25 protein-coding genes are annotated in these 24,492 nt (G+C 74.0%); 21 read left to right on the top strand and 4 right to left on the bottom strand.

Going from position 1 to position 24,492, the window contains the following annotated elements:
- The first annotated feature begins 8 nt into the window (after positions 1-8).
- From CNX65_RS25970 to CNX65_RS25940, 7 genes are all read left to right on the top strand, one after another.
- The gene (locus CNX65_RS25970) at positions 9-638 is read left to right on the top strand and encodes a riboflavin synthase (protein WP_096496100.1); all 630 of its coding nucleotides are present in this window, start codon (positions 9-11) and stop codon (positions 636-638) included.
- Positions 635-1,888, top strand: coding sequence for a bifunctional 3,4-dihydroxy-2-butanone-4-phosphate synthase/GTP cyclohydrolase II (locus tag CNX65_RS25965; protein WP_096496099.1), 1,254 nt, complete (start codon positions 635-637; stop codon positions 1,886-1,888). Before CNX65_RS25970 ends, CNX65_RS25965 begins: the two co-directional genes overlap by 4 nt.
- Complete coding sequence (ribH, locus tag CNX65_RS25960) at positions 1,885-2,367, top strand: 6,7-dimethyl-8-ribityllumazine synthase (protein WP_096496098.1); 483 nt, start codon at positions 1,885-1,887, stop codon at positions 2,365-2,367. Before CNX65_RS25965 ends, ribH begins: the two co-directional genes overlap by 4 nt.
- Positions 2,364-2,840, top strand: a complete 477-nt coding sequence (locus CNX65_RS25955) for a PH domain-containing protein (RefSeq protein WP_096496097.1) — start codon at positions 2,364-2,366, stop codon at positions 2,838-2,840. The genes ribH and CNX65_RS25955 overlap by 4 nt, the downstream gene beginning before the upstream one ends.
- 104 nt (positions 2,841-2,944) lie before the next feature.
- Complete coding sequence (locus tag CNX65_RS25950) at positions 2,945-4,297, top strand: M28 family peptidase (protein ID WP_096496096.1); 1,353 nt, start codon at positions 2,945-2,947, stop codon at positions 4,295-4,297.
- Positions 4,298-4,439: 142 nt separating this feature from the next.
- Positions 4,440-4,646: a hypothetical protein gene (locus CNX65_RS25945; protein WP_232520013.1), complete on the top strand. Its 207-nt coding sequence runs from the start codon at positions 4,440-4,442 to the stop codon at positions 4,644-4,646.
- A gap of 406 nt (positions 4,647-5,052) precedes the next feature.
- Entirely contained in the window at positions 5,053-5,235 is a 183-nt protein-coding gene (locus CNX65_RS25940) for a hypothetical protein (protein WP_096496095.1), read from the top strand.
- A 6-nt stretch (positions 5,236-5,241) separates the two neighbouring features.
- Here the strand turns inward: CNX65_RS25940 and CNX65_RS25935 are convergent, their stop codons facing one another.
- The 3 genes from CNX65_RS25935 to CNX65_RS25920 all read right to left on the bottom strand — a co-directional run bounded on the left by CNX65_RS25935 (position 5,242) and on the right by CNX65_RS25920 (position 8,313).
- Complete coding sequence (locus CNX65_RS25935; RefSeq protein ID WP_177154685.1) at positions 5,242-6,195, bottom strand: helix-turn-helix transcriptional regulator; 954 nt, start codon at positions 6,193-6,195, stop codon at positions 5,242-5,244.
- Between the two features lie 64 nt (positions 6,196-6,259).
- Complete coding sequence (locus tag CNX65_RS25925; protein WP_096496093.1) at positions 6,260-6,757, bottom strand: hypothetical protein; 498 nt, start codon at positions 6,755-6,757, stop codon at positions 6,260-6,262.
- A complete protein-coding gene (locus CNX65_RS25920; RefSeq protein ID WP_232520012.1) occupies positions 6,757-8,313 on the bottom strand; it encodes a helix-turn-helix domain-containing protein in 1,557 nt (518 codons plus the stop codon). Before CNX65_RS25920 ends, CNX65_RS25925 begins: the two co-directional genes overlap by 1 nt.
- 279 nt (positions 8,314-8,592) lie before the next feature.
- On the opposite strand from CNX65_RS25920, the gene CNX65_RS25915 reads away from it, so the two are divergent.
- From CNX65_RS25915 to CNX65_RS25845, 14 genes are all read left to right on the top strand, one after another.
- A complete protein-coding gene (locus CNX65_RS25915; RefSeq protein ID WP_015803916.1) occupies positions 8,593-9,084 on the top strand; it encodes a hypothetical protein in 492 nt (163 codons plus the stop codon).
- A gap of 929 nt (positions 9,085-10,013) precedes the next feature.
- Positions 10,014-10,424, top strand: coding sequence for a Rieske (2Fe-2S) protein (locus tag CNX65_RS25905; protein ID WP_096496090.1), 411 nt, complete (start codon positions 10,014-10,016; stop codon positions 10,422-10,424).
- Positions 10,425-10,674: 250 nt separating this feature from the next.
- Complete coding sequence (locus CNX65_RS25900; protein WP_096496089.1) at positions 10,675-11,190, top strand: Rieske (2Fe-2S) protein; 516 nt, start codon at positions 10,675-10,677, stop codon at positions 11,188-11,190.
- Between the two features lie 740 nt (positions 11,191-11,930).
- Positions 11,931-13,880 (top strand): excinuclease ABC subunit UvrC, encoded by a 1,950-nt coding sequence (gene uvrC, locus CNX65_RS25895; protein WP_096496088.1) that lies wholly within the window; start codon positions 11,931-11,933, stop codon positions 13,878-13,880.
- A 26-nt stretch (positions 13,881-13,906) separates the two neighbouring features.
- Positions 13,907-14,764, top strand: a complete 858-nt coding sequence (rapZ, locus tag CNX65_RS25890; RefSeq protein WP_096498009.1) for an RNase adapter RapZ — start codon at positions 13,907-13,909, stop codon at positions 14,762-14,764.
- Positions 14,765-14,766: 2 nt separating this feature from the next.
- A complete protein-coding gene (locus CNX65_RS25885; RefSeq protein WP_096498008.1) occupies positions 14,767-15,813 on the top strand; it encodes a gluconeogenesis factor YvcK family protein in 1,047 nt (348 codons plus the stop codon).
- Positions 15,804-16,790 carry a DNA-binding protein WhiA gene (gene whiA / locus CNX65_RS25880; RefSeq protein WP_015803910.1) on the top strand — a complete coding sequence of 329 codons (987 nt, stop codon included), beginning with the start codon at positions 15,804-15,806 and terminating at the stop codon, positions 16,788-16,790. The genes CNX65_RS25885 and whiA overlap by 10 nt, the downstream gene beginning before the upstream one ends.
- Positions 16,791-16,942: 152 nt before the next feature.
- Positions 16,943-18,172, top strand: a complete 1,230-nt coding sequence (locus tag CNX65_RS25875) for a hypothetical protein (RefSeq protein WP_096496087.1) — start codon at positions 16,943-16,945, stop codon at positions 18,170-18,172.
- A gap of 72 nt (positions 18,173-18,244) precedes the next feature.
- Positions 18,245-19,369 carry a hypothetical protein gene (locus CNX65_RS25870; RefSeq protein WP_157767862.1) on the top strand — a complete coding sequence of 375 codons (1,125 nt, stop codon included), beginning with the start codon at positions 18,245-18,247 and terminating at the stop codon, positions 19,367-19,369.
- A 365-nt stretch (positions 19,370-19,734) separates the two neighbouring features.
- On the top strand, positions 19,735-20,739 hold the full coding sequence (gap, locus tag CNX65_RS25865) for a type I glyceraldehyde-3-phosphate dehydrogenase (protein ID WP_096496085.1): 1,005 nt from the start codon (positions 19,735-19,737) through the stop codon (positions 20,737-20,739).
- A 19-nt stretch (positions 20,740-20,758) separates the two neighbouring features.
- On the top strand, positions 20,759-21,928 hold the full coding sequence (locus CNX65_RS25860; RefSeq protein WP_096496084.1) for a phosphoglycerate kinase: 1,170 nt from the start codon (positions 20,759-20,761) through the stop codon (positions 21,926-21,928).
- A 1-nt stretch (position 21,929) separates the two neighbouring features.
- A complete protein-coding gene (gene tpiA / locus CNX65_RS25855) occupies positions 21,930-22,715 on the top strand; it encodes a triose-phosphate isomerase (protein ID WP_096496083.1) in 786 nt (261 codons plus the stop codon).
- A 93-nt stretch (positions 22,716-22,808) separates the two neighbouring features.
- On the top strand, positions 22,809-23,042 hold the full coding sequence (secG, locus tag CNX65_RS25850; RefSeq protein ID WP_015803903.1) for a preprotein translocase subunit SecG: 234 nt from the start codon (positions 22,809-22,811) through the stop codon (positions 23,040-23,042).
- 51 nt (positions 23,043-23,093) lie between these two features.
- The gene (locus CNX65_RS25845) at positions 23,094-23,438 is read left to right on the top strand and encodes an RNA polymerase-binding protein RbpA (RefSeq protein WP_041837022.1); all 345 of its coding nucleotides are present in this window, start codon (positions 23,094-23,096) and stop codon (positions 23,436-23,438) included.
- A gap of 83 nt (positions 23,439-23,521) precedes the next feature.
- On the opposite strand, the gene CNX65_RS35755 is transcribed toward CNX65_RS25845, so the two are convergent.
- A complete protein-coding gene (locus CNX65_RS35755) occupies positions 23,522-24,463 on the bottom strand; it encodes a hypothetical protein (protein ID WP_157767861.1) in 942 nt (313 codons plus the stop codon).
- Positions 24,464-24,492 lie beyond the last annotated feature (29 nt).

Here is a 24,492-nt window from a genome sequence, read left to right as displayed (position 1 = left end):
GAGGAACTGTGTTCACCGGGATCGTGGAGGAGCTGGGCGAGGTCGTCGAGGTGACCGACCTGCCGGACGCGGCGCGCGTGACCATCTCTGGTCCGCTGGTGACCGGTGACGCGAAGCACGGCGACTCCATCGCCGTGAACGGCGTCTGCCTCACCGTCGTCGACGTCGTGGACGGCGCGTTCACCGCCGACGTCATGCGCGAGACCCTGGTCCGCTCCAGCCTGGCGGAGGTCGCGGGCGGCGACCGGGTCAACCTGGAGCGCGCCGCCGCCGTCGGCCAGCGCCTCGGCGGCCACATCGTGCAGGGCCACGTGGACGGCACCGGCGTCGTGCTCTCCAGGGAGCCCTCCGAGCACTGGGAGCTGGTGCGCTTCTCCCTGCCCGCCAGGCTCGCCCGCTACCTCGTGGAGAAGGGCTCCATCACCGTCGACGGCGTGTCCCTGACCGTCGTGGACGTCACCGCCGACTCGTTCAGCGTGAGCCTCATCCCGGCCACCCTGGAGGCCACCACCCTCGGCCGCCGCCAGCCGGGCGACCCGGTGAACCTGGAGGTCGACGTGCTGGCCAAGTACGTCGAGAAGCTCGCCCTCCCGCACCTGCCCGCCGGGACCGCCGAGAGCGCCGGGACCGCCGGGTGAACCGCTTCGCCGACATCGAGCGCGCCGTCGCGGACATCGCCGCGGGCCGCCCGGTCATCGTCGTGGACGACGAGGACCGCGAGAACGAGGGCGACCTGATCTTCGCCGCCGAGAAGGCCACCCCCGAGCTGGTCGCCTTCATGGTCAGGCACACCTCCGGCTACATCTGCGTGTCCCTCACCGAGGCCGACTGCGTCCGCCTCGACCTGCCGCCGATGTACCACACCAACCAGGACGAGCGCGGCACCGCGTACGCCGTCACGGTCGACGCCAGGGAGGGCGGCACCACCGGCATCTCCGCCGCCGACCGGGCCCGCACCATCCGCCTGCTCGCCGACGCCACCGCCACCCCCGCCCACTTCACCCGCCCCGGCCACGTGGTCCCGCTGCGCGCCCGCGACGGCGGCGTCCTGCGCCGCACCGGCCACACCGAGGCCGCCGTCGACCTGTCGCGCCTGGCGGGCCTGGCCCCGGTCGGCGTGCTCTGCGAGATCGTGTCGCAGAAGGACGAGGGCGACATGGCGCAGCGCGAGGAGCTGGAGGTGTTCGCCGCCGAGCACGACCTGGCGCTGATCACCATCGCCGACCTGGTCGCCTACCGCAGGCGCGTCGAGGTGCAGGTGCAGCGGGTCGCCGAGGCCCGCATCCCCACCGCGCACGGCGTGTTCCGCGCCTACGGCTACGACAGCAAGGTCGACGGCATCGAGCACGTCGCGCTGGTGTGCGGCGAGGTCGGCGACGGCGAGGAGGTGCTGGTCCGGGTGCACTCCGAGTGCCTGACCGGCGACGTCCTCGGCTCGCTGCGCTGCGACTGCGGCCCCCAGCTGGACGCGGCGCTCGCCGCCGTGGCCGCCGAGGGCCGGGGCGTCGTGCTGTACATGCGCGGGCACGAGGGCCGGGGCATCGGCCTGGTGCACAAGCTCCAGGCGTACCAGCTGCAGGACGCGGGCGCGGACACCGTCGACGCCAACCTCGACCTGGGCCTGCCCGCCGACGCCCGCGACTACGGCACCGGCGCGCAGATCCTCGTCGACCTGGGCGTCCGGTCGATGCGGCTGCTCACCAACAACCCGGCCAAGCGGGTCGGCCTGGAGGGCTACGGGCTGCGCGTGGTCGACCGGGTGCCGCTGCCGGTGTCGCCGAACCCCGAGAACCTGCGCTACCTGCGCACCAAGCGGGACCGGATGGGGCACGAGCTCCAGCTGGACCCGGAGGAACCGATCACCAGCGGCACGGAGGGCGTGGAATGAGCGGCGAGGGCCGTCCCGCCGCCGAGGTCCCGGACGCGGCGGGGCTCAGCCTCGCGGTCGTGGCGACCCGGTGGCACGGCAGGATCACCGACCGGCTCGTGGAGCGGGCGGTGGCCGCCACCGAGCGGGCGGGCGCGACGGCGAGGACCGTCGTGCGGGTCGCGGGCGCGGTGGAGCTGCCCGTCGTGGCGCAGGCGCTCGCCCGCACCCACGACGCGGTCGTCGCGCTGGGCGTGGTCGTGCGGGGCGGCACCCCGCACTTCGAGTACGTGTGCGACGCGGTCACGGCCGGGTTGACCAGGGTGGCGCTGGACGAGTCCACCCCGGTCGGCAACGGCGTGCTGACCTGCGACACCGAGGAGCAGGCGGTGGCCAGGGCCGGGTTCGACGGCTCGGTCGAGGACAAGGGGCACGAGGCGGCGGTGGCCGCGCTGGAGGCGGCGCTGGTGCTGCGTGCCGTCAACGAGGGGTCGGGATGAGCGCGGTGGCAGGGAAGGCGGCGGAGCGGGTGGCGCAGGAGGGGCAGGCGGTCCAGTTCCGGCCGAAGAAGATCCGCACGGTCGCGTACGCGTCCGCGGCGCTGCTGGTGGTGGTGTTCGCGGTGGTCGGCTGGCTGCTCGGCGACACCCCCACCGGGGTGATCTTCCGGACCTCCGACCAGATCGCGATGGCGCTGCTGGGCGTCGTGCTGGCGGGCGCCGTGCTGCTGCTGGCCCGGCCGAGGGTGCGCGCCGACGCCGAGGGCGTCGAGGTGCGCAACCCGGTGACCTCGTACAAGTTCGCCTGGAACGACGTGCTGAAGGTGTCGTTCCCGGACGGCGCGCCGTGGGCGCGGCTGGAGTTCCCCGAGGACGAGTACGTGTCGATCATGGCCGTGCAGGCGGTCGACCGCGAGCACGCCGTCGCGGCCGTGCGCGCGCTGCGCGAGCTGCACAAGGCGGCCACCCGCTGAGCGGTTCCGCAGGCGGACCGGGTGGTCCGCCTGCGGAACCCTTGTCGGCGCGGCACCGGCTCCCTACGTTCGGGTGATCGACTCGAACCCGTTGGGGGAGCCCCATGCGCAGACGTGACGTCCTGATGGCCGCGGCAGCCGGTGTGGTCGCGATCGGGGTGAACCCGGCCGCGGCGCTGGCCGCGAGCCGCGAGCAGCGACCGGGTGCCTCGGCCGCCCCTGACCTGGCACTGGCCGACCTGCCCGTCGTGTCGCGGGTGCGGGCCGGTGAGGCGATGACCCACCTGCGGGTGCTCAGCGAGCGCGTCGGCCAGCGCATCGGCGGCACCGCCTCCGAGCACGCCGCCCGCGACTACCTCGCCGGGGTGCTGGACGACCTGCGCTACCGGGTGGAGCTCCAACCGTTCCCGGTCGCCGACAAGTACCTCGCGACCCTCACCCCGGCCGGTTCCCCGACCTGGAACGCGGGCGCCTCCCGCTTCGGCGCGCTCGACGCCACCGCCTCCGGCACGCTCGTGGACCTCGGCGCGGGCACCGCCCTGCCCGCCGACCTCACCGGCAGGATCGCCCTGCTGGTCAACGTGCCCACCGGCTCCCCGATCCCCGCCGACGTGGTCGCCCGAGGCGCGGCGGCCGTCCTGCTCGGCCGCACCAACCCGGCCGGCTCGGGCAAGACCAGCGCCTTCTCCCCGACCCTGCCCGGCGCCGTGCCCGTCCCGGTCCTCGGCCTGGCCCAGGCGCACGTGGAGTGGCTGCGCGCGCTCGGCGGCCCCGTGCCGCTGACCGTGACCACGACCCTGCACGCCAACCTGACCTCGTACAACGTCATCGCCGAACGCCCCGGCCTGCTCCCCGGCCGCGACACCGGCGTCGTCATGGTCACCGCCCACTACGACAGCGTCATCGGCTCGCCGGGCGCCAACGACGACGGCAGCGGCACCGCCCTCGCCCTCGAACTGGCCCGCGTCCTGCGGCACCTGCCCACCCACAAGGCGCTCCGCTTCGCCCTGTGGGGCTCGGAGGAGCAGGGGCTCATCGGCTCCCGGCACTACGTCAGCCAGCTCGCCGACGCCGAGGCGGCTCGCATCCGGGGGGTGTTCCAGAACGACATGGTCGCCACCAGCCACGGCCCCGCCACCGCCTACTGGCTGCTGTCCGTGGACGGCGGGAACAACAGCACCACCTCGCAGGTCGCTGCGGCGGCGGCCAGGCTCGGCTACAGCTCCCGCGTGCACGGCCCGGTGCAGCGCGGCAGCAGCGACCACGTGCCGTTCCACGAGCGCGGCATCGCGGCGGCCAACTTCAGCTGGCGCGGCGAGGGCGGCCCGGCGGAGCTGGAGCCGCTCTACCACACCCCGGAGGACACGATCGCGGCCAACGTGAGCCAGGAGCGCCTGCAGGTGTCCCTGGAGCTGATCGGCTCGGCCGCCTACCGGCTGGCGAGCACCCCGCGCTGAGCGCGGTTCGCCAGGGGCCTGCCGGACCGGAGCGGTCCGGCAGGCCCCGTTCCGCTTCTCCCGCCGGAAGATTCCGCTGTGCTGTCAACCCTCGACCTCGTGAACGCGTAGAAGCAGCGACCGCGAGACGAAGGGCCGAGAGTTGAAACGCGACGAGGAGGGCACCCGGTTCTGCACCGGGCACTCCGATCAGGCCCGCCGCACCGCCTGCGCGTACCTGCGCACCATCGTGACCAGGACCTTCCTGGACACCCGACGGCGCAGGCGGGCCCGCGAGCAGGCCGTGGCGCAGCCGCCCGAACGCCCGGTGCCCCGGACACCGAGTCCGCCGAGCACCGCCAGAACCTGATCCCCGCACTGCAGGAGCTGCCACCGCGCCAGCGCGCGGTGATCGTGCTCCGCCGCGCCTACGACCGCGCACACCCCGGGGAGCGCACGTGATGCTGGAAGACGACGAGCTGCGCGCCGAGGTCGACGGCCCGGACCCCCGGCCCGCGACCGGGGTTGGACGAGGTCCTGCGCCGGGGCCGCCGCAGGGTCCTACTGCACCGCACCGGCGCGCAGGTGAGCTCCACCGCGCGGTGCGAGGGGAACACCAACGTGATCCGGTTCGAGCCTTCCAGCCCCCAGCCGCTCTGCGACGAACTGGTCGAGGCGGTGCAGAAGCGGCTCCAGGAGCACTCGGGGGACCTCCGGGTCGGGCGGCATCCGCGTAGCGCGGGGATGCGGCGGGGGAGCGCCTCACCCCGAGGCAGATGGTGGACCAGGACCCGATCACCGAGGAGGGCTGCGTCCCGCCCCGCCGGATCGGCAGCCCGGACTTCCGGGACGACGGGAACGGCTTCCGCGAGCGCGTCGGCGCGGGCCGCAAGACCCTGCCGCTCGACGAGGCGCGGTTCACCGCGCTCGGCAAGTCCCCGGCCGAGTGGTGGGGCTGACCCGCCTCACCCCACCGCCCTGGTGAACCGCTCGCCCAGCACCCGCAGGTGCTGGGCGAGCTCGGGCGAGCCCACCAGCGTGAACTCGAACCCGAGCACCCCCACCCACATCCCCAGCTCCACCACCGACGCCGCCCCCATCACGACCCGCGTGGTGCGCTCGTCGATCGGCGTGATGCTCACCGAGGTCCGCGACACCCGCGCCGCGACCTCCTCGTGCGGCGCGTGCACCACCAGCTCGGCCCGGTGCTCGTACGGGGCGACCGCCAGCTGCTCCGACACGTACGCCACCAGGTCCTCCGCCGGGGCCTCCCGGCGCGGGAACCGCCCGCCCAGCGCGGGCTCGCCCTCGAACCGGTCGACCCGGAACGTGCGCCAGTCCGCCCGGTCCACGTCCCACGCCACCAGGTACCAGCGCCACCCGGTGTGGGCCAGCCCGAACGGCTCCACGTGCCGCCGCGACCCGGCCCCGTCCTTGCCCCGGTACCCGAACCGCAGCCGCTGCGCGTCCCGGCAGGCCACGGCGATCACCGCGAGCGCGTTGGCGTCCACCCGCACGGCGGGCGCGGCCAGCGACACGGTGTGCCGCTGCAGCGCCGCGACCCGCCTGCGCAGCCGGGACGGCAGCACCTGCTCCAGCTTCGCCAGCGCCCGCACCGAGCTCTCCTCGATGCCGCGCACCGTGCCGCCCGCCGCCGTGCGCAGGCCGATGGCGACCGCGACGGCCTCCTCGTCGTCCAGCAGCAGCGGCGGCAGCTCGGCCCCCGCGCCCAGCTGGTAGCCGCCCGCCGCGCCGGGCAGCGAGGACACCGGGTAGCCGAGCGACCGGAGCTTGTCGACGTCGCGGCGCACCGTGCGCACCCCGACGCCGAGCCGCCCGGCCAGCTCCGGCCCGCTCCACTCGCGGCGGACCTGGAGCAGCGACAGCAGCCTGAGCAAACGCGCGGAGGTCTCCAACACGCGTCCCAGTGTGGCGGGGAACCAGGTCAGGAACGGTCCTGGTTCCCCCGCTCCCGCCCCCGGCTCACGACTTCCGGCGCGCGCCCGGCGGCCACACCACGACCACCGGCACCCCGGACGCCACCGCGTGCTCGACCACGTCCCCGGTGCCGCCCTTCCCGCCGGCGGGCAGCCCGTCCCACACCGCGACCACGAAGTCGACGCTCGCCAGCATCCGCTCGTTGGCCATCACGTACGCGTACCGCCCGGACACCTCGTTGGGCAGCACGCTGACCACCGTCGCCCGCCCCAGCAGCTCGTCGTACTCCGCCAGGTTGTGCGGTTTTATCTTGTCCCGGTAGTCCGCCGCGGGGAGCACGACCTCCACCTCCCCGCCCATCCCCAGCACCACCCGCGCGAACAGCTGGTCGGCTCCGGCGGCCAGGCAGGTCACCCCGACCAGGGATGACCCGCCCGCCGCCTCGTCCTCCAGTGCCGCGTCCAGTGCCGCGCGGATCCCCGCGCCCACCTCGTCGACGCATTCGGGCGCCAGATTGCTGTGCCCGGTGATCCCAACCCGCATCAGGCCGTCCGCACTCCCCGGATCGCCTCGCGGGTGTCGCGCACCAGCGGGAGTTCCCGGTGCCGCTCCGCCTCCTTCGCGAAGTCCTGCAGCTTGCGAACGACCCGGCCGGAAGCCAGGCCGACCGCGGTGGGCAGGACCTCCTGGATCAAACCGCAGGCGGCCTCCGGATCGCCAGCCGCCATCTTGGTGCGGGCCAGACCGATCACGTCGAACGCCCGGTTGCGCACCCGCGCCGGGTCGCGCAGCTCCAGCGCCCGCAGGATGTGCTTCTCGGCCAGCAGCGCCTGGCTCGGGTCGTGCGCCGCCAGGTCCCGCAGCCGGGCCCCGATCACCCCTTCCAACTCCGCCTCGTCGAAGCTCTGCAACCACCAGGGCTCGGAACCGTGCTCGCGCTGGGCGAAGCTGTCCTGCGCCTGGCCCACCGCGCGGTGGAACTCCTTGACCCTGCCGAGCTGCGCGTACGCCCACGCCTCCCTGGTCAGCAGCAGCGCCTGCAGGGTCGGCGTGGCCTTGCGGCGGGTCCCGTACTGGGCCAGCTGCACCAGGTCCAGGCCGTCCTCGGGCCGCCCCAGGTCGAACATCTGCCTGGCCATCGCGGCCAGGCACAGCGCCGCGAACGGGTCGTTGTGCCCGGCCTTGGCCATGCGCACGCCGAGCACGTAGTACCGCTGCGCCGCGTCGTGCATCCCCGCGTCCCACGACATGCTCGCCGCGACCTTCGACAGCTCGGCGCCGATGAAGAACGCCCGCTCCGTCGTCGGTCCCGCCGGGGCCCTGGTCAGCCGCTCGGCCAGCTCCTCCAGCTGGCCCAGCACCGCCTTGCGCGCCAACCCGTACCCGCCCCGACCGCCCCAGCCGCGCAGCCCGTCGGCGACGTGCTGCAGTGCGGCCAGCTCCTCCTCGCTGATCGCCGCGCTGGACGACCACCTGGTCAGCGGCTGGAGCGGGTGCAACCACCGCTGCAGCGGCTCCACCAGCGTGGGGCCCATCGTGACGGCGGCTGCTCCGGTGAGCGCCGCCCGTCTGCTGATCGCCAAGTCGCTCCTCGCAGTTTCCTCGACCGATCTGGCTATGCTCGACGCGTCCCACGCTGCGACGAGCACATCGGGCGGCGCCCCGCGTTCGGGGGCCGCCTGGCTGGGAATGCCGACGCGGTCGAACCACAGCCGGTCGCCGGGGATGCTCAGGGCGCGCGCGAAGTGGCGCAGTCGCTCGATCCGGTCGATCGGGTTCTCGCCGGTCTCGTACCGCGACAGCTGCGCCTGGCTGATGCCCAGCCAGGTGGCCATGCGGTCCTGGGTGATCCGGCTGACGTGCTGCGGGTGGTGCCGGTAGGCGGCCAGGACCGCCCCCATGTCCCTGGCCGCGAACGCGGAGGCCAGCACGGGGTGGTCCCAGAACTCTTCGGTCAGGGCGGGGGGCCCGTAGATGTCGGCGCGCGCGTTGCGCCTGCACCTGTGGCAGAGCCGGTCCGAGTTGTCGGCGGCTATCAGCGCCCCGCAGGACGGGCACGCGCGCCTGGTGCTGGTGGCTCTTCGTCCGTTCGCTTCCATCGGCTCGCTCCCGTCACTGAGCGTGGCCACCAGCATAGGGAACCGTCACCACGAGTCCATGCATTTCGTGCATAAGGGCGTGTGGTGGTCCTGGCCAGGGGCTGGTGACGCCGTGTGGTGGATGGGGGCCATTCACGTGCTGCATGAATCCGATCCGAGGTCGGTGTGGTGACGAGCCTCGGATGGACCCACTCTGCGTGTGTACGGGGCGTGGGGCAACCCCCTCGCCGCAAAGCCCACCAGACCTACGACCACCCGACCGGGGAGGGGCCTCCGCCGATGACCGTCACCACCACCGCACACAGCACGAACCCGCGCCCGCGACCGCGCGACCGCGCGCACCAGCAGGCGCTGGGAGAGGCGATCGCGGGCTACCGGCTGCTCGGCTGGAAGGTGTCCGTGACCGAGCAGGGCGTGTTCCTCCCGCTGGGACCGGCGACCACCGCGCTGGCCATGCCCGCGAGAATCGGCTCCAGGGTCCTGGCCGACCTGAAGGCGAGGATGCTGGCCGGGCCGGTCACGGTGATACCGGGGCCGAGGGAGCACTGGATCTTCCTCGCGGAGCTGGTCGCGCTCCTGCCGACCCACCTGAAGGCCCCGCCGGAGGTCCAGTTCGTGCGCTCCCCGCAGCGCATCGCCCTGCCGCCGACGATGACCAGGTACGGCTCGCTCCGGTGGGCGAACCCGCCGTCGCACTCGCGGCACTGGTTCCCGCCGTTCACGGCGGTGCTGGCGCTGGCCAGGTCGGCGGCGGCGCAGGACGAGCGGTAGGGGTGGCCGGGCGCGGGGCCGCGGGCGCCCCGGCAGCGGGCCGGGGCTGGGAGGCCCGGCCGGCGGGGTCGGGGTGGCCGGTGGCCCGCCCGGCGGCTGGTGGGGGCGGGTCGCAGGGCTGCCACCAGCGGCGCGGCCGGTTCGGCTGCGGTCGGCGGGCGCTCGCCCGCGACGCGCTGAGCGGGAGGTCCCAGCCAGGGCTCCCCGCCGGGCGCGGCGGGTTCGAGGTGCGCTCCGCGGGCGCGTGAGCGGTCCGGGATCAGCAGGCGCTCGGCGGCGGGCGCGGGGCTGGTCGTGGCGGACGGCGCGGCGGAGCGGGTTCGGCCGGAGCCGGGGGTGGAGCCCCGGTCGCCGGTCGGTCGACCGGCGAGAGGGTCGACCAGCAGGGCCGCGGGGGCCTGCCGGCGGTGAGGCGACGCCACCGGCAGGCGCCCGCGGGGTCCCGACCCGAACGGGACCCCGGTGGAGGTGCTCGCCAGCGGTTCCCGCCTGCGGGGGAGGGGGCCGGTGACGGGCACGGGGCGGGTGGGGTGCCGACGCCACCCGCCCACTGCCGCACCCGGTGCCACCAGGGCTTTCGCCCTCGCCTGAGTCGCCGCGCGACGGGTTCGCGCCCACCGCGCTTCACCCGCCGGTGGTCCCCCGCGCGGGGGATGGCCGGCGTTCTGACGCCGGATCGACTTCCGGGTGCACTCCGCCGGGTGCCCCCGTTCGAACGGCCCCGGCAGGCTCGGCGGGCCACGCGGGCGCCGACTTGGCGGCGTGCCCCGGCACCCGTTCCCCGGCCCCGCCGGGACCGCTGGGCGGCCCGCTCGCCCCGCTGCTCGTCACCGGGGTCCGTCGAGCCCTCTGAGGGCCTCCGCCGTGGCTCGGCGCCCGCCCCCGAGCCCCCTGCCGGTCCCGCCGAACGGCCGTCGCAGAATGCTCCCGTGGATCGGCGAACCCTCCTGTGCGGCCTGCTCGCGCTCACCACCCCCGTCGTCGCGACCGCCTGCGGTCCCGGCGCGCCGACCCGCCGTCCCGGCGTGGGCAGCGGCAAGGCCGGTGACCGGATCGCGGCCCTGGCCGACGTGCCCGTGGGCGGTGGCGCGCTGGTCGACGTGTCGACCGACGGGCAGCTCCTGCTGCTCCGCCCCGCCGAGACCGAGCTGCGGGCCTTCAACCCGGCCTGCCCGCACGCGGGCGCCACCGTGAACCCGCCCGCCAAGGGGTCGGTCGCGTGCCTGGCGCACGGCAGCACGTTCGACCCCGCCACCGGCGAGGTGCGGTCCGGCCCGGCGAAGCAGGACCTCGCCGAGGTCCCCGTCCGGGTGATGGGCCAGGACGTTCTGCTCGCCTGATCGGGTGGACTTCCCGGAGCCTTCTTTCCGAACCGCGTGGAATGTCAATTCATCGAGCCTGTTTCACCGCAAAGTGTCAGCGCCCCTCGAACGTGCAAGCCATCACCACGTTCCGCTTAACCCCCACCTCACCTCAGCCTGTTGATCGGCTGTCGGGACGACCGCTGAACTTGCCGCCTCCCCCGCGCGTGCCGAGTGTGGTCCGGGCAACCCGAACCGCCCCACCACCACGGACCGACGGAGGACCAAGGTGACCACCACCGACCCAGGCCCCCTCTCCCGCAGGCGCGTGCTCTGCGGAGTGCTCGTCGCGCTGGCCGTCCCCGGAGGCCTGGCGGCCTGCGGCGACGGCGGCTCGTCGAGCAGCGCCCCCACCACCGGCCCGACCGGGACGGGGGGCGGCGCGGCCACCGGCGGCGCGTCCGCCCCGGCGACCTCGGCCACCGGCGGCTCCGCGACCTCGGGCGGCCAGTCCCTGGTGGCGCTGGCGGACGTCCCTGACAACGGCGGCGTGGTCGTGGACGGCCCGAAGGGCAAACCGCTCGTCCTGGTGCGCACCGGCAGCGAGGTCAAGGCCTACGACGCGACCTGCCCGCACGTCGGCGAGACCGTGGGCGCCCCGAAGGACGGCACCATCACCTGCCCGGCGCACGGCAGCCGGTTCAAGGCGTCGACGGGCGAGGTCACCAACCCGCCCGCGCAGCGCGGCCTGACCGCCGTGCAGGTCGCGGTCCAGGGCGACCAGGTCGTGTACGTCGGCCCCTGAGCGGGGGAGGCCCCTGAGCGAGGACGGCTCCTGACCGCAGGGGGCTTTTGACGGGGGCGGCGCGGACATCCGCACAGGGCTCCTGACGGGGGCGGCGCGGACGTCCGCGCGCCGCGACCGGGCCCGCCCACCGCAAGCACCGGGCGGTCGGCGGGCCCGCCCGCCGCCTGACGGCGCCACCCGGCCGCACCCCCGAGCCGCGCCACCCGGCCCGCCCCCTGGGGGAGCGCCGCCGCGCCGCATCCCGGAGCCAGGCCCTCCGAACCGCGCGACCCGGACGCATCCTTGGAGTAGTACCGCCGAGCCGAGCCACCCGGCCGTGCCCTGGGATAGCGCTGCCGCGCCGCATTCCCGAGCCGAGCCACCCGGCCGCGCCCCTGGGGCAGCGCCGCCGCGCCGCGTCCCCGAGTCAGGCCCCCGAGCTGAGTCGCCCGGCCGCATCCCTGGAGTGGCGCTCCCGAGTTGTGTCCCCAAGCCGCGCCCCGAGGCAAGCCTCCGAGCCGCGTCCCGAGCCGCACTGCCCGCCCGCACTGCCCGCCCGCTGCCCCCCCGCCGCGCCGCAGCTCGCGCCCCTCCGCCCCCGCCGCTCGCCGTGCCGCAGCTCGCGCCCCGCCGCCCCGCCGCCGCGCCGCTGCCCCCGCCTCCTGCCGCCCCGCCGCTCCCGCCCCCGTGCCACGCCCCCGACCTGCGCCGTCCCGGCCTGCCGGAGAGTTGTCGGACCCCGCACGTAGTCTTGTCCCGTGGCCGACCCGTCGACCTACCGACCCGCCGCCGGGAGCATCCCGGAGGCCCCCGGTGTCTACAAGTTCCGCGACCCCACTGGGCGGGTCGTCTACGTCGGCAAGGCGAAGAGCCTCCGCTCCCGGCTGAACTCCTACTTCGCCGACCTCTCCGGCCTGCACCCGCGCACCCGCCAGATGGTCACCACCGCCGCGAGCGTCGAGTGGACCGTCGTCGGCACCGAGGTCGAGGCGCTCCAGCTGGAGTACAACTGGATCAAGGAGTTCGACCCGCGCTTCAACGTCCGCTACAAGGACGACAAGTCCTACCCCATGCTCGCGGTGACCCTGAACGAGGAGATCCCGCGCCTGCACGTCTACCGGGGCCCGCAGCGCAGGGGCGTGCGCTACTTCGGCCCCTACCCGCACGCCTGGGCCCTGCGCGAGACCCTGGACATGCTGCTGCGCGTCTTCCCCGCCCGCACCTGCACCGGCGGCGTCTTCAAGCGCCACGAGCAGATGGGCCGCCCCTGCCTGCTCGGCTACATCGACAAGTGCTCCGCCCCGTGCGTCGGCCGGGTCTCCCCGGACGAGCACCGGGCCATCGTCGGCGAGTTCTGCGACTTCTTCGCGGGCCGCACCGACGGCATGGTCCGCCGCCTGGAGCGCGAGATGAACGCCGCCGCCGAGGAGCTGGAGTTCGAGCGGGCCGCCCGGCTGCGCGACGACCTGTCCGCGCTGCGCCGCGCCGTCGAGAAGCAGGCCGTCGTGCTCGGTGACGGCACCGACGCCGACGTGGTCGCGTTCGCCACCGACGACCTGGAGGTCTCCGTCCAGGTCTTCCACGTGCGCGGCGGCCGGGTGCGCGGGCAGCGGGCCTGGGTGGTGGACCGGGAGAACTCCGAGGGCGTCCCCGCGCTGGTGGACCGCTTCCTCACCCAGTTCTACGGCGGCCAGGCCGAGGCCGCGGGCGCCGCCGCCGAGGACGCCGCCCCGGTGCCGCGCGAGGTCCTCGTCCCCGAGCTGCCCGACGACGCCCCCGCGCTGGAGCGCTGGCTGGGCGGCCTGCGCGGCACGAAGGTCGGGCTGCGGGTGCCGCAGCGCGGCGACAAGCGCGACCTCATGGCGACCGTCGAGCGCAACGCCAAGGAGGAGCTCCAGCAGCACAAGCTGCGCCGCGCGGGCGACCTCACCGCCCGCTCCGCCGCCCTCCAGGAGCTCCAGGACGCCCTCGACCTGCCCAGCGCGCCGCTGCGGATCGAGTGCGTCGACATCAGCCACACCCAGGGCACCGACGTGGTCGCCTCCCTCGTCGTGTTCGAGGACGGCCTGCCGCGCAAGTCCGAGTACCGCCGCTTCGCCCTGCGCGAGGCCGCCACCGAGGGCGACGTCGCCTCCATCGCCGAGGTCGTGCGCCGCCGCTTCCAGGCCTACCTGAAGGAGACCGCCGAGGCGGGCGACGACGCCAAGCCCGGCATCGACCCGGAGACCGGCAAGCCCCGCCGCTTCGCCTACGCGCCGAACCTGCTGGTCGTGGACGGCGCCGGACCGCAGGCCACCGCCGCCGCGGGCGTGCTCGCCGAGCTGGGGATCGACAACGTCGCCGTCGTCGGACTCGCCAAGCGCCTGGAGGAGGTGTGGCTGCCGGACGACCCGGACCCGACTATCCTGCCCCGCACCAGCACAGCCCTCTACCTGCTCCAGCACCTGCGCGACGAGGCGCACCGGTTCGCCATCGCCTACCACCGCCAGAAGCGGTCCAAGCGCATGACGGCCTCGGAGCTGGACGACGTGCCCGGCCTCGGCCAGACGCGCAAGGCGGCGCTGCTGAAGCACTTCGGCTCACTGCGGAAGCTGCGTGAGGCGAGCATCGAGGAGATCAGCGGGGTGCCCGGCGTGGGACGGCGCACCGCCGAGGCCGTGCGCGCCAGACTGGGCGCGGCGGCCGGTACCGAAGGGGAGCGAACGTGAGCGAAACCGCCGGGGAGAAGTCCGGCATCGAGGTCGCGGTGGTGACGGGCCTGTCGGGGGCGGGCCGGTCCACCGCCGCGAAGTGCCTTGAGGACCTCGGCTGGTTCGTCGTGGACAACCTGCCGCCCGAGCTGATCTCCACCATGGTGGAGCTGGGCGCGCAGGCCAGGGGAGCCATCACCAGGGTCGCGGTCGTCATGGACGTGCGCAGCCGCGCGTTCACCGACGACCTCGCCGCCGTCATCAAGGACCTGGACGCGCGCGGCTACAAGCCGAAGGTGCTGTTCCTGGAGGCCACCGACGACGTGCTGATCCGCCGCTTCGAGTCGGTCCGCCGCGGCCACCCGATGCAGGCCGACGGCAGGCTCGCCGACGGCATCGAGGCCGAGCGGGTGCTGCTGACCCCGCTGCGCGAGGAGGCCGACCTGGTCCTGGACACCTCGGCGCTGTCCGTGCACCAGCTGCGCGCCAAGATCGAGGACACGTTCGGCTCCGAGTCGGCCACCCGCACCCGCGTCACCGTGCTGTCCTTCGGCTACAAGTACGGCCTGCCGATGGACGCCGACCTGGTCATGGACGTGCGGTTCCTGCCCAACCCGTTCTGGATCCCGGAGCTGCGCGAGCAGACCGGCCTGGACGGCGAGGTGCGCAACTACGTCCTCACCCAGGAGGGCGCCGAGGAGTTCCTCGACCGCTACCACGAGCTGCTGGGCCTGATCGGCGCCGGTTACCGCCGCGAGGGCAAGCGCTACCTGACCCTGGCCGTGGGCTGCACCGGCGGCAAGCACCGCAGCGTCGCGATCTCCGAGGAGCTGGCGGGCAGGCTCGCCACCGAGGACGGCATGGCCGTGAAGGTCGTCCACCGGGACCTGGGCCGCGAGTGAGCCTGTCCGCTGTCGCGCTGGGCGGCGGCCACGGGCTGCACGCCACGCTCACGGCGCTGCGCAGGCTCACCGACGACGTCACCGCCGTGGTGACCGTCGCCGACGACGGGGGGTCGTCGGGCAGGCTGCGCCGCGAGCTCGGCCTGCTGCCGCCCGGCGACCTGCGCAAGGCCATGGTGGCGCTGGCCGACGACGACACCTCGTCGGCGCTGTGGTCCACGCTGTTCCAGCACCGCTTCGGCGGCACCGGCGCGCTCGCGGGCCACGCCGTCGGCAACCTGGTCCTCGCGGGCCTGCTCGAACAGCTCGGCGACCCGGTCGCCGTGCTGCGCGAGGCGGGCAGGCTGCTGGGCGTGCGCGGCACCGTGCTGCCCATGTGCACCGAGCCGCTGGAGATCGAGGCCGACGTGACCGGCCTCGACGAGGACGACGACGAGGTCAGGCGCATCCGGGGGCAGGTCGCGATCGCCACCACGCCCGGCCGGGTGCAGCGCATCCGGCTGCACGGCCCCGGCCGCCCGAGCGAGCCGCCGCGCGGCTGCCCGGAGGCGGTGCGGGCCGTGCTGGACGCGGACGTGGTGCTGCTCGGGCCCGGCTCGTGGTTCACCAGCGTGCTGCCGCACCTGCTCGTGCCGGAGCTGCACGACGCGCTCGTGCGGACCCGCGCGCGCAAGGTCGTGGTCCTCAACCTTGTCCCCCAACCGGGCGAAACCGAGGGCTTCTCCCCGGAGCTGCACCTGGACGTGCTGTCCGAGCACGCGCCGGGACTGCGCGTCGACGCGGTCGTCGCGGACGCCGACTCGGTGCCCGTCCCGGACCGGCTCAGGCGTGCCGCCGCAGCTCTGGGGGCTGTGGCGCACCTGTCGGACGTCGCGGTGCCCGGCGCTCCGGACCGGCACGACTCGGCCGCGCTGGCCGAGAGCATCCGGCGCGCGCTGGCCGGGGCGGGGGAGGGCGGGTCCGACCCGTCCAGTACAACGCTGCGTGAGTCGAGTGCGACGCAGCGTGAGCAGAGCGAGAGCAGGGGAGGACCACAGCCGTGGCGATGACGTCGGCGGTCAAGGACGAGCTGAGCAGGTTGGCCGTGTCCAAGACCTGCTGCCGCCGGGCGGAGGTGGCCTCGCTGCTGCGCTTCGCGGGCGGGCTGCACATCGTGGGCGGCCGGGTGGTGGTCGAGGCCGAGCTGGACCTGGGGTCCACGGCGCGGCGGCTGCGCAGGGAGATCCACGAGCTGTACGGGCACCAGTCCGACGTCTTCACGATCACCTCCAGCGGGCTGCGCAAGGGGACGCGGTTCGTGGTGCGCGTGGTCAAGGACGGCGAGGGCCTGGCCAGGCAGACCGGCCTGCTCGACCCGAGGGGGCGGCCCGTGCGCGGGCTGCCCGCGCCGGTGGTGTCCGGCGGGGTGTGCGACGCCGAGGCGGCTTGGCGCGGCGCGTTCCTGGCCCACGGCTCCCTCACCGAGCCGGGCCGCTCCTCGTCGCTGGAGGTGACCTGCCCAGGGCCCGAGGCGGCGCTGGCGCTGGTCGGCGCGGCGCGGCGGATGGGCATCGGGTCGAAGTCGCGGGAGGTGCGCGGCGCGGAGCGGGTCGTCATAAGGGACGGCGACGCCATCGGCGCGATGCTGACCAGGCTCGGCGCGCACGACAGCGTGCTGGCCTGGGAGGAGCGGCGGATGCGCCGCGAGGTGCGGGCCACCGCGAACCGCCTGGCGAACTTCGACGACGCCAACCTGCGCCGCTCCGCGCGGGCGGCCGTCGCTGCGGCGGCGCGGGTGCAGCGGGCGCTGGAGATCCTCGGCGCGGAGGCCCCGGACCACCTGGCGGCGGCCGGTCAGCTGCGGCTGGCGCACCGGCAGGCGTCGCTGGAGGAGCTGGGGCAGCTGTCGGAGCCGCAGATGACCAAGGACGCGGTGGCCGGGCGGATCCGGCGGCTGCTGGCCATGGCGGACAAGCGGGCGCGCGACCTGGGGCTGCCGGACACCGAGTCGGCGGTCACGGCGGACATGCTGGAGGCCGAGGTGTGACCCCCGCGCGGCGGGCCGTCCCGGGATCGGGGCGGGCCGCCGCGCGGGGTGGCGGCGGTGGGGGACGGCGCGAGGTGGCGGCGCGGGGGGACGAGCCGGTCGGGTGGTGGGTTCGTCCGGAAACGCCTCGCGCGTGGTGCGAGGATTGACCGGTGAGCGAGTTCCCCGAGGCGGGCGACGAGTCCGCCGCGCCCCACCCCGCCGCGCCCCAGCCTGCCGCGCCCCAGCCTGCCGAGGCCGGTCCCGCCGGGGCGGTCGTGCCCGAGCAGCCGGTGGTCGTGGCGCGGATTCCCGGCATGTCACCGGTGTACGCGCAGGTCCCCGAGTACCTCCAGGCCCAGGCCGACCAGGCGCGCGCCGCGCAGGCCCAAGCCGCCGCGCAGGCGGCGTTCCCGGCCGGACCGCAGCAGGGTGACGCCCGGCAGGGCCAGTTCCCGCAGGTCGGGGTTCCCCAGGCCGGGTTCCCGCAGGCCGGGTTCCCGCAGACCGGCCCGCAGGCCGCGCTCCCGACCGCCGCGTTCTCCCAGTCCGGTCCCCAGACCGGGTTTCCCGAGTCGGGCCCGCAGGCCGGGTTCCCCCAGTCGGGCCCGCAGGCCGCGCTCCCGCACGCCGGTTTCCCGCCGCCCGGCTCCTCCGCCCCCGGTTGGGGCACGCCCGCCCAGGGCTTCCCGCCGCCCGGCGCGTACCAGGGCTACCCCGCCCCCCAGCCCGCCCCGTTCCGGACCGGGCGGGTGCTGACGGCGGTGCTCGGCGGCGTCCTCGCGCTCGTCCTCGTCGCGCTCGGCGGCCTGTGGGCGGCCGGCTACCCGCTCGTCCGCGACCCCGAGTCCCGCGCCCAGGCCACCGCCGCCCCGCTCGACCCCACCGACGTCCCCCTGGACCCGGATGAGTCGCCGCTCGACTACAAGTCGCCGCACGGCGAGCAGCGCAACGCGGCCATGCCCGAGGAGTGCGACCTGAGCGACGCCACGCTCAAGCGCGCCCGGACCTCCAACCGCTACGAGAGCGAGGAGTTCTTCGGCTTCGCGTTCTGCTCCTACGGCACGATCAGCACGATCGACGGCTCCGTCCGCCGCGACCTCTACGTCTCCGTCTACGAGGCGGAGGACAGCGTCGAGCTGGAGGAGTGGTACGACGACGACGTGTACGACTGGGGCAGCGTCCGCCAGGTCCAGGGCCTCGGCGAGCGCGCGAAGCTGCTGGCCCAGCCCGCCGAGTCGGACTCGGTCATGGGCGTGCAGCTGAAGGTGGTCTCCGGGAGCACCGTGTACGAGATCGGCTACGCCGGGTTCGAGACCGACTCGTTCCTGTCGCCGGAGATCCCGGACGAGCTGTCCGAGGAGATCGCGACCGCGGTCGCGCGGGAGCTGCTCGGGCGCTGACGGGCGGGGTGCTGCGGCAAACGCTTTCCAGGTGATGCGGAAATCGCTTGGCCGTGGTGCGAGCATTGCCCGGTGAGCACGCCCTCCGCGGGGGCTGACGAGTCCCCCGCACCCCAGGCCCCCGACGAGAACCCGGTGACCGGCGAGCCGGTCGTGGACACCCGGCAGCCGGGGACATCGGCCGACCCCGAGGCGGCTCCCGGCCAAGTGGCTCCCGGTCAGGCGGCTCCCGGTCAGGCGGTTCCCGGCGAGGCGGCGGTGAGCGGTCCGGTTGCGGGCGGGCAGCCCGCGCTCGTCGTGCCCGCGCGGACGCCGACCGGGCCCGAGCAGCCCGTCGTGGTCGCGCGGATCCCCGGCCACGGGCCCGTCTACGCGCAGGTCCCGCCACCTGCCGGCGCCTTCCCCGGCCAGTACCCCGAGCAGTACCCGCACTACCCGCACCACCCCCACCACCCCGGCCAGCCGACCCACCCCGGCCAGCCCCCGAACCCCGGCCCGCACGGCCACGCGGGCTTCGGCGCGCCGCCTCCCCCCAAGCCCGCCAACCACGAGGGCGTCGTGTCCGCGGTGGGGTTCGTGCTCGTCCTAGTGCTCGGCATGCTCGCCGTCGCCGTCTCCGTCGACCGGGGGTCCGAGCGCGGCGCGCAGGACGGGGCCATCACCTTCACCCTGCCGCCCGTCCAGGCGATCACCCCGCCGCCGATCATCGCCACCGAGCCGCCCACCGGCCGGGTCAAGGCGCAGGTCGGCGCGATGATGAGCCCCGAGTGCGACCTGCCCGACGCGCTGCTGGAGCGCGCCAAGACCCGCAACCGGGCCGAGGGCCGCAGCGACAGCTACTTCGCGAGCTGCGACTACCGGACCCTCGCGGACGCCGACACCGGTTACCGCGAGCTCCAGGTCACCGTGGGCGCGTTCGACTACCCGGACATCAGGGACAACTGGTTCGACCAGGAGCACGGCCGCCGCTGGGACGAGGTCCGCGAGCTGCCCGGCGTCGGCGAGCGGGCCAAGGTCATGCTCCGGCGGACCGACCGGTCCGGCGACATGGTCACCATCAAGGTCGTCTCGGGCGTGCGCGTCTTCGAGGTCGTCTACGGCGGCACGGTCCGCGACTCCTACCTCGCCGACCCGATCCCCGCCGCCGAGGCCGAGGCGATCGCGATGGAGGTGCTCCAGGCGGTGATGGCCGAGTGAGGCGGGTCCCACTGCCCCGCGAGGCCCAACCGCCGCACCCCCGGACAGCCCCCGCGAGTCCCCCGGAAGGGCCTGCCTCCCCTCGGCCCCGTGGACCCGCGACCCTGCTCCCACCCGCCTGGCCACCCGTCTCGCCCGCGTTTCGGCAGTGTTGCCCCGAGCGGTCGGGACCTTCGTCACGACCTGTCGGAGAACATGGTCATTACTGGCGGGTAACAGTGGATTTTCTTGTTCGATAAAGACATCCTGGTGGCCATAAGGCCAGGGCCGCAGGACTGGGGATAGGCTGGCCGATGGCTGCCGCAGGCGGCCCAACCGCACGCCCCCTGGCGCCGAGGCGCCAGCGACGATCGAGGAGACGCACCGTGACGGTTCGCGTAGGTGTCAATGGTTTCGGCCGCATCGGCCGCAACTTCTGGCGCGCCGTTCAGGCCAGTGGTCACGACATCGAGATCGTGGCCTTCAACGACCTCGGTGACGTCAACACGATGGCTCACCTGCTGAAGTACGACTCCATCCTCGGGCGCCTCGACGCCGAGGTCAGCGTGAACGACGAGGGCATCGTCGTCGACGGCAAGACCATCAAGGCCCTCGCCGAGCGCGACCCCGGCAAGCTGCCCTGGAAGGACCTCGGCGTCGACGTCGTCGTGGAGTCCACCGGCTTCTTCACCGACGCCACCACCGCCCGCAAGCACGTGGACGAGGGCGGCGCCAAGAAGGTCATCATCTCGGCCCCGGCCAAGAACGAGGACCTCACCGTCGTGTTCGGCGCCAACGAGGGCCTCTACGACGGCACCCAGACCGTCATCTCGAACGCGTCCTGCACCACCAACTGCCTCGCCCCGCTGGCGAAGGTGCTGCACGACGAGTTCACCATCGAGCGTGGCCTCATGACCACGATCCACGCGTACACGCAGGACCAGAACCTGCAGGACGCGCCGCACAAGGACCTGCGCCGCGCCCGCGCCGCCGCCCTGAACATCGTGCCCACCAGCACCGGCGCCGCCAAGGCCATCGGCCTGGTCCTGCCCGAGCTCAAGGGCAAGCTGGACGGCTACGCGCTGCGCGTGCCCGTGCCCACCGGCTCGGCCACCGACCTGACCGTCACCGTGGGTCGCGAGACCACCGTGGACGAGGTCAACGCCGCCTTCCAGAAGGCCGCCGAGGGCTCCCTCAAGGGCTACCTGCGCTACAACACCGACCCGATCGTGTCGGCCGACATCGTCACCGACCCGGCGTCCTGCATCTACGACGCCCCGCTGACCAAGGTCATCGGCAACCAGGTCAAGGTCGTCGGCTGGTACGACAACGAGTGGGGCTACTCCAACCGCCTCGTGGACCTCGTCAACCTGGTCGCCAGCAAGCTCTGAGCAAGGGGACGACTGCACAGTGAAGACTCTTGGCGACCTCATCGCCGAGGGTGTGTCGGGTCGGCGCGTCCTGGTGCGCGCCGACCTGAACGTCCCCCTCGACGGCAGCAAGATCACCGACGACGGCCGCGTCCGCGCGTCGGTGCCCACGATCAAGGCGCTCGTCGACGCGGGCGCCCGCGTCCTCGTGGCCGCGCACCTGGGCCGCCCCAAGGGCGAGCCCGACCCCAAGTTCTCCCTCGCCCCGGTCGCCGTGCGGCTCGGCGAGCTCCTCGGCCAGACCGTGGAGATCGGGACCGAGACGGCCGCCGACAACGGCACCGCGGTCCTGCTGGAGAACATCCGCTTCGACGCCCGCGAGACCAGCAAGGACGCCGCCGAGCGCGAGGCGCTGGCGGACGAGCTGGCCGCGAAGGCCGACGCGTTCGTGTCCGACGGCTTCGGCGTCGTGCACCGCAAGCAGGCCTCCGTCTACGACGTGGCCAAGAAGCTCCCGCACTACGCCGGTGGGCTCGTGCTGGCCGAGGTCGAGGTGCTGCGCAAGCTCACCGACGACACCCAGCGCCCCTACGTCGTCGTCCTCGGCGGCGCGAAGGTCTCGGACAAGCTCGGCGTCATCGAGAACCTGCTCACCAAGGTCGACCGGCTCCTGGTCGGCGGCGGCATGGCCTACACCTTCCTCAAGGCCCAGGGCCACGAGGTCGGCAAGTCCCTGCTCCAGGAAGACCAGATCGAGAAGGTCAAGGGCTTCCTGGCCGAGGCGGAGAAGCGCGGTGTCGAGCTGCTGCTCCCCGTCGACTTCCTCGCCGCCACCGGCTTCTCCGCCGACGCCGACCACACCGTGGTCGCCTTCGACGAGATCCCGGCCGACCGCGAGTGCCTGGACATCGGCCCCGCCTCCCGCGAGCTGTTCGCCTCGAAGCTCGCCGACGCGAAGACCGTGTTCTGGAACGGCCCCATGGGCGTGTTCGAGTTCGAGAAGTTCTCCGGCGGCACCCGCGCGGTGGCCGAGGCGCTGATCGCCAGCGAGGCGTTCACCGTCGTCGGCGGCGGCGACTCCGCCGCCGCGGTCCGCTCCCTCGGCCTGCCCGAGGACGGCTTCTCGCACATCTCCACCGGCGGCGGCGCGTCGCTGGAGTACCTGGAGGGCAAGGAGCTCCCCGGCGTCTCCGTGCTGGAGGAGGACTGACGTGGCGCGCACTCCGCTGATCGCGGGCAACTGGAAGATGAATCTGAACCACCTGGAGGCCATCGCCCTGGTGCAGAAGATCGCCTTCGCGCTGCCCGAGAAGTACTACGCCAAGGTCGAGGTGGCGGTGCTCCCGCCGTTCACCGACATCCGCAGCGTGCAGACCCTCGTCGACGGCGACAAGCTCCTGCTCAAGTACGGCGCGCAGGACCTGTCCCCGCACGACTCGGGCGCCTACACCGGCGACATCTCGGGCGTGATGCTCGCGAAGCTCGGCTGCTCCTACGTCACCGTGGGCCACTCCGAGCGGCGCGACTACCACGGCGAGGACGACGCGACCGTCAACAAGAAGGTCAAGGCGGCCCTCAAGCACGGGATCACCCCGATCTTCTGCCTCGGCGAGAAGGTCGACGTGCGGGAGAGGGGCGAGCACGTCGCCTTCTGCACCGACCAGCTCGTCGCCGGCCTCAAGGGCCTGACCGCCGAGCAGGTGCGCGGCGTCGTCATCGCCTACGAGCCCGTGTGGGCCATCGGCACCGGCAAGGTCGCCAGCGCGGCCGACGCGCAGGAGGTCTGCTCGGCGCTGCGGGTCAAGCTGGCCGAGGCGTACGGCGAGGACGTCGCGTCCGAGGTCCGGGTGCTCTACGGCGGCTCGGTGAAGTCCGGCAGCGTCGGCGAGCTGATCGCCCAGAAGGACGTCGACGGCGCCCTCGTGGGCGGCGCGAGCCTGGACGGCGACGAGTTCAGCAAGCTGTGCGCGCTGGCCGCGGGCGGTCCCCTACCCTGACCGAGGACCTGAACACCCAGGCCACCCGCGTCGTCCACGGTCGGCAGTCGACCGGGTACTCTGTGGCGTCACCTGCCTGACAGCGAGGAAGAGATGAACACTTTCCTGCAGATCCTCCTGATCGTGTCCAGCCTGCTGCTCATCCTGCTGGTGCTGCTGCACCGCGGTCGGGGCGGCGGTCTGTCTTCGCTGTTCGGTGGCGGTATGCAGTCGAGCCTGTCCGGCTCCAGCGTGGTGGAGAAGAACCTGGACCGCCTGACGCTGTTCGTCGGCGCGATCTGGGTGATCGCCATCGTGGGCATCGGCTTGATTCAGAAGGTCGCCTGACAACTCCGGTCGGCGACACGGGAAATCCACGTGGTGGGGGTGTGAGGGTCGATGGCTGGTGGTAACGCGATTCGCGGTACCCGCGTCGGCGCAGGCCCGATGGGCGAGTCGGAGCGCGGCGAGTCCGCGCCCCGGCGTCGGGTGTCGTACTGGTGCGCCAACGCGCACGAGTCGCGCCCGTCGTTCGCGGTCGAAGCGGACGTCCCGGAGATGTGGGACTGTCCGCGGTGCGGTCTTCCGGCAGGCCGGGACGAGCAGGCGCCGCCTGCTCCCCCGCGCAACGAGCCGTACAAGACGCACCTCGCCTACGTGAAGGAGCGCCGCTCCGACGCGGACGGCGAGGCGATCCTCGAAGAGGCGCTCACCAAGCTGCGCAGGCAGCGCGAAGAGCCCTAGCTAGCAGGCACCGTCGGCGAGAGGCCCCGTGGAGATCCACGGGGCCTCTCGCTTTCCCGGCACAACTCACCCTCAACGCCCTGTCACGCGCCCGAGCGGACCCGGCGGAAACCCCGGAACTGCCGCAGCAGCACGAAACCCCCGGCCAGCGCCACCCCGGACACGCCCAGCACCGCGGGCAGCACGCCGCCCGTCGAGCTGCTGACCACCACGTTCACGCTGCCCACCAGCACGATCCCGCAGTACGCGCGGATCTCGTGCCGACCGGCCTGCGCGGTCGGGAACTCCACGGGCGCGCTGAACCTGCCCGTGTCGTCCGCCGTCGTCGACCCGACCTGCTCGCCCAGCGACGACAGCGTCACCGAGGCTCCGGGCGTGCACCCGGTGCCGGTCGCGCTGAGCGGGTCGCCCGGCTGCACGTCGTCCTTGTCGATCACCAGCACGCCGTCGCCGTGCGGGACCGCGCTGCTCGGCTCGGAGGCCGAGGAGGACGGGGCCGACGTGGCGGTGGTCGTGCTGGTGGTCGTGGTCGTCGTCGTGGTGGTCGTGGCGCTCGGCCTCGTGGTGGTGGTCGGCGCCGCCGGGGGCGGCGCCTGCTCCGACGTCCGCGACGGCTTCGGGTCGTCCTCCTCCTGCGGCGGCGGCGGTTGCTGCTGCGAGGTCTCGCCGCCGGTCACGGTGAAGGAGCCCGACGCGGTGCTCGGGCTCGGGCACACCGTCCGCGCGGTCACCTGGTGCCTGCCCGGCTTCGCCGTGGACGGCACGACCGCCCACGTCGACCCCGAGCCGGACCAGCCGACCCCGCCGTTGCCGATGACGACTCCGCCGTCCCAGACGACCTGCACCGAGTAGTTGTGGCACGTCACCCGGAGCCCGGTCCACTGCACGCTGAACCCGGTGCCCGGCTTGCCGGAGCTGACCGACATGCCGAGCGAGCCCTGCGCCAGCGCCACCGGCGCGGTCACGAGGGTGGACAGGGCGTAGGCGAGGACAGCCAGTACGGATAGTGTTCCAGCCGTTCGCATTTCTCCCAGTCCCCTGAACGTCGAGGTGC

It is taken from the genome of Actinosynnema pretiosum (assembly GCF_002354875.1).
Classification (GTDB): Bacteria; Actinomycetota; Actinomycetes; order Mycobacteriales; family Pseudonocardiaceae; genus Actinosynnema; species Actinosynnema auranticum.
The sequence above is the reverse complement of the archived record's forward strand: the minus strand, read 5'-3'. Positions and strand labels throughout refer to the sequence as shown.

What these genes read in the sequence shown, in the direction of transcription:
- ribH (WP_096496098.1), top strand. Translation starts at nt 1,885, where the DNA reads ATGAGCGGCGAGGGCCGTCCCGCCGCCGAGGTCCCGGACGCGGCGGGG.
- CNX65_RS25955 (WP_096496097.1), top strand. Translation starts at nt 2,364, where the DNA reads ATGAGCGCGGTGGCAGGGAAGGCGGCGGAGCGGGTGGCGCAGGAGGGG.
- CNX65_RS25950 (WP_096496096.1), top strand. Translation starts at nt 2,945, where the DNA reads ATGCGCAGACGTGACGTCCTGATGGCCGCGGCAGCCGGTGTGGTCGCG.
- CNX65_RS25940 (WP_096496095.1), top strand. Translation starts at nt 5,053, where the DNA reads ATGGTGGACCAGGACCCGATCACCGAGGAGGGCTGCGTCCCGCCCCGC.
- CNX65_RS25925 (WP_096496093.1), bottom strand. Translation starts at nt 6,757, where the DNA reads ATGCGGGTTGGGATCACCGGGCACAGCAATCTGGCGCCCGAATGCGTC.
- CNX65_RS25920 (WP_232520012.1), bottom strand. Translation starts at nt 8,313, where the DNA reads ATGGAAGCGAACGGACGAAGAGCCACCAGCACCAGGCGCGCGTGCCCG.
- CNX65_RS25915 (WP_015803916.1), top strand. Translation starts at nt 8,593, where the DNA reads ATGACCGTCACCACCACCGCACACAGCACGAACCCGCGCCCGCGACCG.
- secG (WP_015803903.1), top strand. Translation starts at nt 22,809, where the DNA reads ATGAACACTTTCCTGCAGATCCTCCTGATCGTGTCCAGCCTGCTGCTC.
- CNX65_RS25845 (WP_041837022.1), top strand. Translation starts at nt 23,094, where the DNA reads ATGGCTGGTGGTAACGCGATTCGCGGTACCCGCGTCGGCGCAGGCCCG.
- CNX65_RS35755 (WP_157767861.1), bottom strand. Translation starts at nt 24,463, where the DNA reads ATGCGAACGGCTGGAACACTATCCGTACTGGCTGTCCTCGCCTACGCC.